Origin of the sequence: Neoroseomonas rubea (genome assembly GCF_016106015.1) — a bacterium.
In the GTDB taxonomy this organism is placed as follows: Bacteria; Pseudomonadota; Alphaproteobacteria; order Acetobacterales; family Acetobacteraceae; genus Neoroseomonas; species Neoroseomonas rubea.
Genome location: NZ_JACADQ010000019.1, coordinates 1 through 12,293 on the forward strand (window position 1 = coordinate 1; position 12,293 = coordinate 12,293).

A 12,293-nucleotide genomic window follows, 5' to 3' on the forward strand; every position below is an offset into this window, starting at 1 on the left:
CGCGCCTTGCCCGTCGGGCGCCCGGCGTCCCGCGGGCGAAGACGTCGAGCCGCGCAGCGATGGCGGCGACCCAGCCGGGCAGCTCCGCGACCGGGTCGCGCATCCCGGGCCGCTCCGCCACGGGCTTGACGCCCCGGCCCCGGCGCGGGATCACGCCGGCCCCATCCAGGCAGACGGTCCCCTCGCGATGAGCCGCGTTTTCTCAGGCATCCAGCCCTCCGGCGTGCCCACCCTCGGCAACTATCTCGGCGCCATCCGCAACTGGGTGCCGCTGCAGGACCAGGCGGAGGCGATCTACTGCGTCGTTGACCTGCATGCCATCACGGTCTGGCAGGACCCGAAGGAGCTGACGCGCCAGACGCGGGAGATGGCCGCGGCGCTGATCGCCTGCGGGCTCGACCCCAGGCGCTGCACGCTGTTCGTGCAAAGCCATGTCAGCGCCCATGCCGAGCTTGGCTGGATCTTCAACTGCATCGCGCGGCTCGGTTGGCTGAACCGCATGACGCAGTTCAAGGACAAGGCCGGCAAGGACAGGGAAGCCGCCTCGGCGGGCCTGTACGTCTATCCGAACCTGATGGCGGCCGACATCCTGGCCTATCACGCGACCAAGGTGCCGGTCGGCGACGACCAGAAGCAGCACCTGGAACTGGCCAACGACATCGCGCAGAAGTTCAACCACGACTACGGCGTGGACTTCTTCCCAACGATCGAGCCGCTGATCCAGGGTGTCGCCGCGCGCGTCATGTCGCTGCGCGACGGCACCAAGAAGATGTCGAAGTCGGATCCGTCCGACCAGTCGCGCATCAACCTGACCGATGATGCCGACACGATCGCGCTCAAGATCCGGCGCGCCAAGACGGACCCGGAACCGCTGCCGGACCACATGGCGGGGCTCGAGGGAAGGCCGGAGGCGCGCAATCTGGTGGGCATCCTGGCCGCGATCACCGGCACGCTGCCCGAGAACGTGCTGCGCGAGCATGGCGGACAGGGCTTCGGCCCGTTCAAGTCCACGCTCACCGACGCGCTGGTCGCGCATCTGCAGCCGATCGCTGCCGAGATGAAGCGCCTGCTGGACGACCCCTTCGCGCTGGACGCCGCGCTGCACCTGGGCGCGGACCGCGCGCGGGAGATCGCGGAGCCGATCATGAAGCGCGCGCGCGAGATCGTGGGATTCCTCCCCGCGCGCTGAGGCCGCCCTACCACCTGTCGTTCTTCGTGGCGCCGGCGGTCAGTACCCGCTGGTAGGAGAGCGAGGGGGCGCGGATAGGTTCACCCTCCCCCGCCCTTCTCCCGCTTCCGCCGCAGCATCCGCCACACCTCCCGCGGATCGAACGCGCCGAGCGCGATCCCTGCCGCGACGAATACGACGCCACCTGCGCCGATCACCGTCGCCGCCATCGCGGCCCGCGCCACGGACGTCCCGGCGGCCGGCAGCGCCCAGGCCAGCAGCGCCACCACGATGCCCATCACCGTCGCCGCGGCCAGCACGCGGGGGACCCGCCGGCGCGCCCGCCGATCCACCACATAGGCGCCGCGCCGGACCAGCAGCCAGGCGAGCAGCCCCGCATTCACCCAGGCCGCCAGTGCTGTCGCCAGTGCCACGCCGACATGGCCCAGCGGCCCCATGAACAGCAGGTTCAGCGCGAGGTTCAGCGCCACCACGAACAAACCGACCTTCACCGGCGTCGCCGTGTCCCCGCGCGCGAAGAAGCCTGGCGCGAAGACCTTCACGAGCACGAAGGCCGGCAGGCCGAGCGCATAGGCCATGAGCGCCGCCGCGCTCGCCGCCGCCGCCGCCTCCCCGAAAGCGCCGCGCTGGAACAGCGCGGCCATGATGGGCATCGCCGCAGCGGCCAGCCCCGCGGCTGCGGGCAAGGCGAGCAGCAAGGCGAGTTCGACGCCGCGGTTCAGGCTGCGATGCGCCGAAAGGCTCTGCCCGCCCCGCAGTTGCCGCGCCAGCAGCGGCAGCAGCGCCGTGCCCAGCGCCGCGCCCACCACGCCGAGCGGCAGCTGCGCGATGCGATCGGCGTAATAGAGGTAGGACACGGCGCCCGAGGGCAGAAGCGACGCGATCACGACATCGACGGCGAGGTTGATCTGCGTGACGCCCGCCCCGAGCACGCCGGGTGCCATCTTCCGCAGCACCTCCCGCACCGGCGGCGTCAGCGCTGGCGGGCGAAGCAGCCGCAGCGCCATGCCCGCCTGCCGCGCCGCGACCCAGACCATCGCCAGTTGCACGAAGCCCGAGGCGAGCACGCCCCAGGCCAGTGCATGCCCCGGCGTCGCGACATGCGGGGTAAGGCCCGCCAGCGCGGCCATCAGGAACAGGTTGAAGAAGACCGGCGCCGCGGCGGCTGCTGCGAAGCGGTCCAGCGCGTTCAGCACGCCCGAGATCAGCGCGACGAGGCAGATCAGCGGCAGGTAGCCGAAGGTGATGCGCGTCAGCTCCACCGCCAGCGCGAATTTCTCCGGGTCCGCCCGGAAGCCGGGTGCCAGCACTGCCAGCACCTGCGGCATGAAGATCAGCCCCAGTACCGTCAGCAGCCCGAGCCAGAGCGCGAGCAGCGCGCCCATCCGCTCCGCCAGGTCCCGCGCCGCGTCCTGTCCCTCCTTCACCAGAGCACCGGCGAAGGCCGGGACGAAGGCGGCGTTGAAGGCGCCCTCGCCAAACAGGCGGCGGAACAGGTTCGGCAGCTTCAGCGCGACGAAGAAGGCATCGGCCACCGGCCCGGCGCCGAGGCGCGCAGCGATCAGGATGTCGCGCGCGAAGCCGAGCACGCGGCTCGCCATGGTCCAGGCACCGACGGTCATCACGGAACGGAACATTCGCGCCCTCTGCCCCCGCTGCCCGGCGGAAGCAAGGCGGACCTGCCGGGCTGCCTCTGGCGCCGCCGGGCTGGGCGAGGCAGATTGCGCGACCCGTCCCGACCAGGGAGACACGACCCGCATGCCAGGGATCGCGCGCCGGACCTTCGTCCTCGGCGCCCTCACCCTGCCCGCCATCGCCCGCCCCGCCGGCGCCGCCTGGACGCCGGGCGGGCCTGTGACGCTCATCGTCCCCTTCGCCGAGGGCGGGTCGAACGACGATGTCATGCGGGCGATCGCCGAGGCCGCCGCACCACGGCTGGGGCAGCCGATCCTCATTCAGAACAAACCCGGCCGCGGGGGCGTCCGCGCCATCGCGGCGTTGTCGTCTTCGCCGTCCGACGGCCGACTGGTCGCGCAATTGCCGGCCTCCGCGATCCGCACCGCCCTGCTGGAAGGGCTGCCCTTCGAGGCGGAGCGGGACGCGACCCCCATCCTGGGCCTGGCCGGCAGCGCCTATGGCGCCATCGCCAAGGCGGACCGCTTCCCGGATGGCTGGGCCGGCTTCCTGCGCGAGGCGCGGGAGAAGCCGGGCACGCTGTCCTACGGCACCCCCGGCGTGAACTCCACGCCGCACCTGACCATGGCGCGGCTGCTTCTGCGTGAGCGCGTCCAGGCGGTCCATGTCCCCTTCCGCGGCACGATGCATGGGGCCCGCGCGGTGGTTGCCGGCGACGTCGACATCATGGCCGGCCCGGTCCGCATCGGCGCCCTGGTCCAGGACGGCGAGGCCGCCTGGCTGCATGTCTGGAGCGCGCAGCGCCTGCCGCGCTGGCCCGAAGCGCCCACGCTGCGAGAGCTAGGCTATCGGCTGACCGTCACCGCGCCCTTCGGCATCGTCGCCCCGCCGGGCCTGCCTGCCGAGGCCGCGACGGCGCTGCACGATGCCTTCCTGGCCGCGCTGCGCACCACCGAGGTGCGCGCCATGCTCGAACGGCACGACATGACCGAGGATTATCGCGACGGTGGCGCCTATACAGCGTTCCTCGCCGAGACGGCGCGGATGGAAGAAATGCTGATCGGCCGGCTCGGCCTGCAGCCGTGACGCCGCCCGATGTCGCAGCGCTAGAACGTGCGACGCTGACCTGCGTGCCTGCCCCCCGCACCGGCTTCGACGGACCCTTCGTGGTGCGTGCCTTTGCCGGGGGCACGGGGCGGGCGAATGCGGCCTCCTCGCTCGACCCGGCGTCCGATGCGGAGCTCGAGGCCCGCATCGCGCGGATCGAGGCGCGCTACGCCGCACTCGGCATGCCCCCGCGCTTCCGCTCGACGCCCCTCGATCCCCCGGGGCTGGCCGCGCTGCTCGCCGCGCGCGGCTATGTCGAGAGGGACGAGACGGCGATCCTGCTGGCGCCCGTCGCCACGGTCGCGGAGCCGGATCCCGCAGCACAGACCCTGCCTGCGCCGGATGCCGAGTGGATGGCAGTGACTGCGACGGCAGAACACCAGACGGCCGCCCGGCGCCGGGAGAAGGAAGGCACCCCGCCGCTGCTGACCGTGCCCGGCGCCTGGATCACGCTGCAGGAGGATGGTGCTTCGGCGGCTGTCGCGTCGGTGGTCGCGGCGGGGCCTCTCGCGGCCTATTTCGACCTCGCTGTCCGACCGGAACATCGCCGCAGGGGCTTCGCCGGCCGCGTGGTGCGCGCCGCGGCGGATTGGGCGGCCCGGCAAGGGGTCGCATGGTTCTTCTGCCAAGTGGCGGCAAGCAACGCGCCATCGCTCGCGCTCAACCATGGGCTCGGCCTCGTCGAGGCCTATCGTTATCGCTACTTCGTCCGCGCGGCGGACGCGCTGCCCGCGCTACGCTTCGGCTGAGGCCATGCTCTTGCCAGCGGGCCGCCGCCAGGGCTTGCTCCCGCCATGCGCCTGCTCACCGGTCACGCGCGCCTTGCCGGGGTTCTCGGCTGGCCCGTCTCGCATTCCCGATCCCCGCGCCTGCACGGCACCTGGCTCGAACGCCATGGCATCGACGGCGCCTATCTGCCACTGCCTGTGCATCCGGACCGCTTCGCCACGGCGGTACGGGCGCTGGTCGATCTCGGCTTCCGCGGGGCCAATGTCACGATCCCACACAAGGAAGCCGCCTTTGCCGTCTGCGACACGGTCGATGCGACCGCGCGCCGTGCTGGGGCGGTGAACACGCTGGCCTTCGAGGATGGACGGATCACAGGGTCCAACACCGACGGCTTCGGCTTCGTGGAATCGGTCAAGGCCGGTGCGCCCGGCTGGTCGCCCGCCAAGGGGCCGGCCGTGCTGCTCGGCGCGGGTGGCGCGGCGCGGGCGATCGCCGCTGCGCTGCTGGATCGCGGATGCCCCGGCGTCACGCTCGTGAACCGCAGCACCGCGCGGGCGGAGGCGCTGGCGCGCGACCTTGGTGGGCCGATCGCCGTGGCGGATACGCCACCACTTTCGGACGCGGCGCTGCTCGTGAACACCACGTCGCTCGGCATGCAGGGCCAGCCGGCACTCGTCATCGATCTCACGCCGCTGCCATCCGCCGCGGTCGTGTCCGACATCGTCTATGTACCCCTGGAAACGCCGTTGCTCGCGGCAGCGCGCGCACGGGCCCTCGTGGCCGTCGATGGGCTCGGCATGCTGTTGCACCAGGCGCGTCCGGGCTTCGAGGCCTGGTTCGGGGTCGCACCCAGTGTCGATGCGGCGCTGCGCGAGGCGGTCGCCGCGGACATCCCGCCGCGATGATCGTCATCGGTCTCACCGGCGGGATCGGGATGGGCAAGTCCACCGCCTCGGCCACCTTCCGCCGGCTCGGCGTGCCGGTCTTCGATGCGGATGCGGCCGTGCACCGGCTCCAGGGCCGGGGCGGCCGGGCCGTCGCGCCGATCGGCGCGGCCTTTCCGGGCAGCGTGCGCGAGGGCCGCGTGGATCGGGAGGCGCTGCGCGCCGCGGTGCTCGGCAAGCCCGATGCACTGAGGTTGCTCGAACGGATCGTCCATCCGCTTGTGCGGGATGAGGAGCGACGATTTCTCGCGACCGCGCGCCGTGCGGGCAGGCGCCTCGTGGTGCTCGATGTGCCGCTGCTGCTGGAGACCGGCGGCCAGACACGCGTCGACCGCGTCGTGATCGTCTCTGCCCCCGATGCCGTGCAGCGCGCGCGCGTGCTGCGGCGCAAGGGAATGACCGAGGAACGCCTAGCCGCGATCCGCACGCGCCAGATGCCCGATGCCGAGAAGCGGCGTCACGCTGATGCGGTCATCCCGACCGGACTCAGCCGCTTCTTCGCCCAGGCGGCGATCCGACGACTGATGAGGCGCCTGCGCGACGCGCCGGGCTGACCGTCAGCGTCGCGCCAGCAAGGCGCCGAGCACCGCGCCGACAACACCGCCCAGCGGACCCATGAGGAAGATGGCGCCCATCGCGAAGGCGCCTTCCCGCTGGCTGACCCCGGCCAGCTCGCCATAGGTCAGCGCCGCAGCCGAGGTCGCGATCCACCCAAGGACGAAACCGAGGAGAAGGCCGAGGAAGAGCCGCAATCAGGCCTCCGTGGCGAAGGGCGGCTTGAGCCATAGCCCGTCCTTCAGCTTCGCCGCGACGAAGGCCTGATGTGCAGCAGCCCGGTCTTCCGGCACCATGATCGGGCGCGGCGTCCAGGACACGGCCTCGCCATCGACAAGCACAGGTCCGCTGCCAGCCAGCGCTGCCGCCAGCTCGAAGCCCGGCTGCTTGCCGCCCATCAATTCGAGATAGACCTCGGCCAGCAGCCTGCAGTCGAGCACCGCGTTGTGGGAGGTGCGCATCGAATTATCGATGCCGAGCCGCCGGCACAGCGCATCAAGGCTGTTCGGCATGCCCGGGTAGCGCTGCTTCGCCATGTCGAGGCTGTCGACCATGCGCGACCGATCGAGCGGCTTTCGCCCGCAGCGCAGCAGTTCAGCATCGATGAAGCCGAAGTCGAAGGGCGCGTTGTGGGCGATGATCGGGGAATCGCCCAGAAAGGCGAGCAGATCCTCTGCCACCTCCTCGAAGCCAGGCTTGCCTTCGAGGTCCGCGTTGGTGAAGCCGTGCACACGCGTGGCTTCTGCGGGGATGTCGCGCTTCGGGTTCACCAGCCGGTGGAAGCTGGCGCCAGTCGGGAGAAGATTGACCAGCTCGACCGCGGCGACCTCGATCACGCGGTCGCCTTGCAGCGGGTCGAGGCCCGTCGTCTCCGTGTCCAGCACCACCTGCCGCATCAGGCGGATCGCAGCAGCCGCATCAGGGCCGTGACGTGCTCGGGCGGCGTCTGCGGCACGATGCCGTGACCGAGGTTGAAGATGTAGGGCCGCCCACGCATGGCGGCGAGGATCGACCGCGTCTCGGCTTCCAGTGCCGCGCCGCCGGCAACCAGCGCGAGCGGGTCGAGATTGCCCTGCAGCGCCATTGTCTCCGGCACCGCCTGCGCAGCCCAGCGCGGATCCATCGAGGTGTCCATCGCGACCGCATCGACCCCGGCGCGCGCCGCATAGTCGGCCAGCAGGGGTCCGGCCAGGCGCGGGAAGCCGATCACCGGAATGCCAGGGCAGCGGCGCCGCAGCGTCCGTAGAATGGAGGCGGTCGGCTCGATCACCCAACGGCGGAACTGACCGGGGGAGAGCATGCCGGCCCAGGAATCGAAGATCATCAGCGTCTCGGCGCCCGCTTCCACCTGCGCCACGAGATACTCCGCCGTGGCTTCCTGCAATGTGCGGATCAGACGTCCGAACAGGGCGGGATCGGCATAGGCGAGGCCGCGCGCGGCCGGGAATTCCTTCGAGCCCTTCCCCTCGAGCATGTAGCAGGCGACGGTGAAGCAGCCGCCGGCGAAGCCGATCAGCGTGGTGCGCGGCGCCTCCGCCGCCAGCCCTTCGCGCACCCGCGCGACGGTCTCCATGATGGGCGCCGACCGCGCCACCACCACCGATGGATCGAGTGCCGCGATCGCATCCGCGTCGCGCAGCGGCTCAAGCAGCGGACCTTCCCCCTCGGCGAAGCGAAGCGGCTGGCCGAGGGCCCAGGGCACCATCAGGATGTCGGAGAACAGGATCGAGGCTTCCATCCCGTAGCGGCGGATGGGCTGGAGCGTGACTTCCGCCGCGAGCTGCGGGTTGGTGCAGAGGCTGACGAAATCGCCCGCCTGGGCCCGGACCTCACGGTATTCGGGCAGGTAGCGCCCAGCCTGGCGCATCAGCCAGGCGGGCGGCGGCCAGACCGCTTCGCCGGCGAGGGCGCGCAGCAGGGGTTTGGCCGGGGGTGTCGTGCGATCAGCTTCCATGTCCAACCCTTCGCAAAGAAATAGGATTAGAGGAAGGCTGGGATAGGGGTTGGGCCTGTGGATAAGGGGGACGCAGCCCGTCCCGGGGTCCTCCACAGGGCTGCCCACAGGACGATCTGACGCGCATCCCGTGGAAACACAGGCACGGCCGGGATCTGCCCCGTGCCTGCACACGGCCAAGGAAATCCTGTCCCTTGGACCAGCGACGCCGGACCTGTTCCCTCCCATCCACCGATGGGGCTACCACGGGGCGAAACGGTCCCCGTCATCCACAGCAATCCACGCTATTCTCCACCCATGCACGCACGGCAGATCAACCTGCACCTGGTCTCGGACTCGACAGGCGAGACCCTCAACTCGATCGCGCGGGCCACGCTCGCCCGCTTCGAGAACCATCATGTCATCCATCATCGCTGGTCGTTGATCCGTTCGCGGCTCCAGCTCGACCGGGTGCTGGAAGGCATCGAGCATGAGCCGGGTCCGGTCCTCTACACGCTGGTGGATTCGAGCCTGCGGCTGGCCCTCGAGGAGACGTGCGGACGCCTCGGCCTGCCCTGCTTCTCCCCGCTCGATCCGGTCATGGACTTGCTGCAGGGCGCTCTCGGCGCGCGAGCGAAGGAAAAGCGCGCGGCGCAGCACGTGATGGACGCCGACTACTTCCGTCGCATCGACGCCATGCATTACGTGCTGTCCCATGATGACGGGCAGGGCACGCTCGGCATCCGCGACGCCGACGTGGTGTTGGTGGGTGTCTCGCGCAGCAGCAAGACGCCGACCTGCTTCTACCTCGCGAACCGCGGCATCAAGGCGGCGAACGTGCCTCTCGTCCCAGGGGCCAGCCTTCCGGATGCGCTGGAGAACCCGCCTTGCCCAGTTGTCGGCCTGCATATCGAGGTCAATGCGCTGATCGATATCCGTCGGCACCGGCTGAAGATCATCGGCGCCGCCGGCGTGCGGCAGGACGCGACCGACTACATCGACCCCGAGGCGGTGAAGGCGGAGATCGTCACGGCGCGCCGGCTCTGCACCGCGCGCGGCTGGCCGGTGATCGACGTGACGCGGCGGAGCATCGAGGAAACGGCGGCGACGGTGCTACAGTTGATGGACGCCTGGCATGCACGCCGGAAGGATGGTGCGCAGCCGCACGAGCCTGAGGATCCCGCCGCCGCCGTGCTCGGCCAACGCCCTGGCGCGCCATGATCCAGGCCGACAGTCCAGAACTGATCCTTGCCTCGGCATCCCGGGCTCGACGCGCGGTGCTCGAGAGCGCAGGCCTGCGCTTCATCGCGCAGGCCGCCGCGGTGGACGAGGCGACGATCAAGGAATCCGCACAGGCCGAGGGCATTCCCCCTGTCGATGCCGCGCTGATGCTCGCCGATGCGAAGGCCGAACGCGTTGCCCGGCGCGCACCGGACGCAGTGGTGATTGGTTGCGACCAGCTTCTGGTCTGCGAGGGCACCTGGTTCGACAAGCCCGTGGACATCGATGGCGCGCGCGACCATTTGCGGCGCCTGCGCGGCCGGACGCATGACCTTGTCACGGCGATCGTATGCCACCGGCATGGCGGCCGCGTCTGGCAACATGTCGCGATGCCGCGGCTGACCATGCGCGACTTTTCTGATTCCTTCCTTGAAAGCTACCTCGCTGCCGAGGGCGAGCACGTAACACAGTCGGTCGGCGCCTACCGGCTCGAGGGCCCGGGGGTGCAGCTGTTCAGCCGCGTTCAGGGTGAACATGCGGCGATCTTGGGCCTGCCACTCCTCGCCCTGCTCGACTTCCTCCGCCAGCACCGCGTCCTGACGGGCTGACCAGAAGGGTCACGCCCAGATCAGGTCCGACGCTGACAGGCGGGTGACGCCGGACAGAATTGCGATCAACTCGTCCGAGGCGTCGAGCCGCCCATTCATGTTCTCATCCACATAGATCCCGAGCCCGCGATCCGTGCCGACCTGCGTCCGGGCCGCGATGTAGATCATGGGATCGTCGGACAGCTGGAGCCGATCGATGCCACGTGCGAAATCCGTGATGACGGCATGATCGCCGCGCCCGCCGGAGCCCGAATTGCCGTCGTCGTAGAAGACGCCGCGGGCGTCGCCGAGGACGAAGACATCCCGCCCCGCGCCCCCGGACATGCGGTCGACGGTGCCTGCACCGAGGCTGCCATCCGTACCCGGAACGCCCAGCATCACATCCGCATCCGCCGTGCCGCGGAGTACGTCGCTCCACGCCGTGCCTGTCACCTTGCTCGGTCCGGAATAGATCGTCGCAGTGAAGCTGGCCGAAGCCGTGCCAATGGCTCCCGAAACATCCTCGACCCGCACCGTCCAGCCATGGATGCCATCGGCGACAGCGTTCGCTTCGGTGAAGGTCCAGCGTGTACCGCCGCTCCCCGCTGTCCAGGACGCGCTGCCGACATGGATGCCGTCCCGGTAGACAGCGAGCCTCTCGCCCACTTCCAATGCCCCGGAGAGCGTGCCCGTCAGCGTCGGCGTGGTGTCGTCCGTCGTGCCGCCATTCCCAATCGTGCCCTTCCAGCGGCCGACATTGTCGCGCAGGCCGGTGATCGACGCGGTCTCGTCGGCGACAGGCGCCGTCACCGGGGGCTGGCTGCCATCGGGGATGTCGCGCGCGATCAGCGCGCCGATGTCGAGCCGCCCGCCTGTCGCGACCTTGCCCGCGACGGAGGATGTCGCCGCCGCCGTCTCGAGCAGCGCGGCACGCAGCTGGGCGCCGGTGGCTCCCGGGTTGAGCGCGGCTTCCAGCACTAGCGCACCGGTCACGTGCGGCGTCGCCATCGATGTGCCGTTGTAGGTGCCGTAGGTGCCGGCGAGCAGCGTCGAGGTGATGCCCACGCCAGGTGCTGCGATGTCCACGGTGGTGGCGCCGTAGTTGGAGAAGGCGGCGAGCCCACCGCTCGAATTCAGCGCCGCGACGCCGATCACCGCCTCATAGCCGGCGCTGGCGGTCGTGCTGAGGTTCGAGGGCCAGTTGGCGACGGCATCGTTGTTGTCGCCGATCCCATCCCCGCCGCCATTGCCGGCCGCGGCGACGAACAGCACATCGGCCCGCGCGCCGCGCGCGACGGCATCCGACAGCACCTGGGAATAGCCGCCGCCGCCCCAGGAATTGTTGGTGGCGAGGAAATTCTCGCCCGAGGATGCGGTACGCGCCATGCCCGTAAAGTAGTCGAGCGCCATGACGGCGGAGGAGGTGTAGCCCGACCCATTGGCGGCGAGGAACTTCAGCCCCGCCATCTGCACGTTCCAGGCGACACCCACCACGCCGGCGCCATTGCCGCCGATCGCGCCGATCGTGCCGGCGACATGCGTGCCGTGCCCGTTGTCGTCGAGCGGGTCATTGTCGTTGTTGACGAAGTCCCATCCGACCAGGTCGTCGCGATAGCCGTTGCCGTCCTCGTCGATTCCGTTCTCCCAGCGCGTGTCGGTCAGAAGGTCGCCGGCATCGATGCGGCCATTTCCATTGCCGTCGCGGACGTAGGAGGCATTCTGGCTGTTGTTCAGGTCGCGGAAGGTGATGAGGCCGTCCGCGTCGACATCCTTCAACACGGATTTCAGCGCCGAGGAGATCTCCTTCTGGTTCAGCCAGACATTCAGGTAGAGGTCCGCATGGCGGTAGTCGATCCCGGTGTCGACGATGCCGATCACCTGCTTCATCGACCCCGTCGCCCCCGCGGCCCAGGCCTCGCCGGCTTGGCTTCCGAAGACGTTCCGTACCGGCGTGGTGTCGCCATACATTCCCCAAAGGCCGCCATTCACGTAGGTCGGGTCGTTACTGGTCGCGGCGATGGTCAGGATCGCGTCCGGCTCGGCCGCGGCGACGCCAGGCAGGCCGGAAATGGTCTCGGCCGAACGCCCCTCGGCAGGCGTCACGCGCAGCACAAGGCCATCCGCCGCCTCTGGCTCGGGCACGAAGACGGGCGTCGCCTTGATGGCGCCGACGGCATCGAGCACCGCTGCGATCTCGGCCGCCCCGGCTTCGGGCGTGAAGGTGACGAGGATCTCGACCGGTTGCTCGACCGGCGCTTCAGCGGACGCCACGCCCGGCGGAAGGAACGGATCGGACAGAGGGTTCGCCAGCGGGTCCGGAAGCGGGGAGAGAAGCTGCTGCGGCCGCGGCGACATGGCGGGACTCCGGTAGCGTTCGGCGCGGCGGGTCCGCG

At 70.2% G+C, this 12,293-nt stretch carries 12 protein-coding genes; 7 read left to right on the forward strand and 5 right to left on the reverse strand.

Going from position 1 to position 12,293, the window contains the following annotated elements; all coding sequences use genetic code 11:
* The first annotated feature begins 187 nt into the window (after positions 1-187).
* A complete protein-coding gene (gene trpS, locus HW577_RS04090; RefSeq protein ID WP_198374792.1) occupies positions 188-1,189 on the forward strand; it encodes a tryptophan--tRNA ligase in 1,002 nt (333 codons plus the stop codon).
* A gap of 80 nt (positions 1,190-1,269) precedes the next feature.
* Here the strand turns inward: trpS and murJ are convergent, their stop codons facing one another.
* Entirely contained in the window at positions 1,270-2,826 is a 1,557-nt protein-coding gene (murJ, locus tag HW577_RS04095) for a murein biosynthesis integral membrane protein MurJ (RefSeq protein WP_198374793.1), read from the reverse strand.
* Between the two features lie 121 nt (positions 2,827-2,947).
* Here murJ and HW577_RS04100 point away from each other — a divergent pair, with 121 nt between their 5' ends.
* Genes HW577_RS04100 through coaE form a run of 4 tightly spaced genes read left to right on the forward strand, consistent with a single transcriptional unit; the run spans position 2,948 to position 6,158 of the window.
* The gene (locus tag HW577_RS04100) at positions 2,948-3,910 is read left to right on the forward strand and encodes a Bug family tripartite tricarboxylate transporter substrate binding protein (protein ID WP_198374794.1); all 963 of its coding nucleotides are present in this window, start codon (positions 2,948-2,950) and stop codon (positions 3,908-3,910) included.
* Positions 3,907-4,680: a GNAT family N-acetyltransferase gene (locus HW577_RS04105; RefSeq protein WP_198374795.1), complete on the forward strand. Its 774-nt coding sequence runs from the start codon at positions 3,907-3,909 to the stop codon at positions 4,678-4,680. Before HW577_RS04100 ends, HW577_RS04105 begins: the two co-directional genes overlap by 4 nt.
* A gap of 45 nt (positions 4,681-4,725) precedes the next feature.
* A complete protein-coding gene (locus HW577_RS04110) occupies positions 4,726-5,565 on the forward strand; it encodes a shikimate dehydrogenase (RefSeq protein ID WP_419956572.1) in 840 nt (279 codons plus the stop codon).
* Positions 5,562-6,158 carry a dephospho-CoA kinase gene (gene coaE / locus HW577_RS04115; RefSeq protein WP_198374796.1) on the forward strand — a complete coding sequence of 199 codons (597 nt, stop codon included), beginning with the start codon at positions 5,562-5,564 and terminating at the stop codon, positions 6,156-6,158. Before HW577_RS04110 ends, coaE begins: the two co-directional genes overlap by 4 nt.
* 3 nt (positions 6,159-6,161) lie before the next feature.
* Here the strand turns inward: coaE and HW577_RS04120 are convergent, their stop codons facing one another.
* From HW577_RS04120 to hemE, 3 genes are read right to left on the reverse strand one after another with little or no spacing between them, the layout of a single operon-like run.
* The gene (locus HW577_RS04120; RefSeq protein WP_198374797.1) at positions 6,162-6,356 is read right to left on the reverse strand and encodes a hypothetical protein; all 195 of its coding nucleotides are present in this window, start codon (positions 6,354-6,356) and stop codon (positions 6,162-6,164) included.
* Positions 6,357-7,055, reverse strand: coding sequence for a DNA polymerase III subunit epsilon (gene dnaQ, locus HW577_RS04125; protein ID WP_408639518.1), 699 nt, complete (start codon positions 7,053-7,055; stop codon positions 6,357-6,359). It abuts the gene before it with no gap.
* Positions 7,055-8,113, reverse strand: a complete 1,059-nt coding sequence (gene hemE / locus HW577_RS04130) for a uroporphyrinogen decarboxylase (protein WP_198374798.1) — start codon at positions 8,111-8,113, stop codon at positions 7,055-7,057. Before hemE ends, dnaQ begins: the two co-directional genes overlap by 1 nt.
* A gap of 297 nt (positions 8,114-8,410) precedes the next feature.
* Here hemE and HW577_RS04135 point away from each other — a divergent pair, with 297 nt between their 5' ends.
* Positions 8,411-9,313 carry a pyruvate, water dikinase regulatory protein gene (locus HW577_RS04135; RefSeq protein ID WP_198374799.1) on the forward strand — a complete coding sequence of 301 codons (903 nt, stop codon included), beginning with the start codon at positions 8,411-8,413 and terminating at the stop codon, positions 9,311-9,313.
* Positions 9,310-9,921 carry a Maf family protein gene (locus HW577_RS04140; protein ID WP_198374800.1) on the forward strand — a complete coding sequence of 204 codons (612 nt, stop codon included), beginning with the start codon at positions 9,310-9,312 and terminating at the stop codon, positions 9,919-9,921. Before HW577_RS04135 ends, HW577_RS04140 begins: the two co-directional genes overlap by 4 nt.
* Before the next feature lie 9 nt (positions 9,922-9,930).
* On the opposite strand, the gene HW577_RS04145 is transcribed toward HW577_RS04140, so the two are convergent.
* Positions 9,931-12,255 carry a S8 family serine peptidase gene (locus tag HW577_RS04145; protein WP_198374801.1) on the reverse strand — a complete coding sequence of 775 codons (2,325 nt, stop codon included), beginning with the start codon at positions 12,253-12,255 and terminating at the stop codon, positions 9,931-9,933.
* Between the last annotated feature and the right edge of the window lie 38 nt (positions 12,256-12,293).

Excerpts from the sequence above, each read along its gene's own strand:
- hemE (WP_198374798.1), bottom strand. The coding sequence starts at position 8,113 with ATGGAAGCTGATCGCACGACACCCCCGGCCAAACCCCTGCTGCGCGCC.
- HW577_RS04100 (WP_198374794.1), top strand. The coding sequence starts at position 2,948 with ATGCCAGGGATCGCGCGCCGGACCTTCGTCCTCGGCGCCCTCACCCTG.
- dnaQ (WP_408639518.1), bottom strand. The coding sequence starts at position 7,055 with ATGCGGCAGGTGGTGCTGGACACGGAGACGACGGGCCTCGACCCGCTG.
- HW577_RS04140 (WP_198374800.1), top strand. The coding sequence starts at position 9,310 with ATGATCCAGGCCGACAGTCCAGAACTGATCCTTGCCTCGGCATCCCGG.
- HW577_RS04110 (WP_419956572.1), top strand. The coding sequence starts at position 4,726 with ATGCGCCTGCTCACCGGTCACGCGCGCCTTGCCGGGGTTCTCGGCTGG.
- trpS (WP_198374792.1), top strand. The coding sequence starts at position 188 with ATGAGCCGCGTTTTCTCAGGCATCCAGCCCTCCGGCGTGCCCACCCTC.
- coaE (WP_198374796.1), top strand. The coding sequence starts at position 5,562 with ATGATCGTCATCGGTCTCACCGGCGGGATCGGGATGGGCAAGTCCACC.
- HW577_RS04145 (WP_198374801.1), bottom strand. The coding sequence starts at position 12,255 with ATGTCGCCGCGGCCGCAGCAGCTTCTCTCCCCGCTTCCGGACCCGCTG.
- murJ (WP_198374793.1), bottom strand. The coding sequence starts at position 2,826 with ATGTTCCGTTCCGTGATGACCGTCGGTGCCTGGACCATGGCGAGCCGC.
- HW577_RS04135 (WP_198374799.1), top strand. The coding sequence starts at position 8,411 with ATGCACGCACGGCAGATCAACCTGCACCTGGTCTCGGACTCGACAGGC.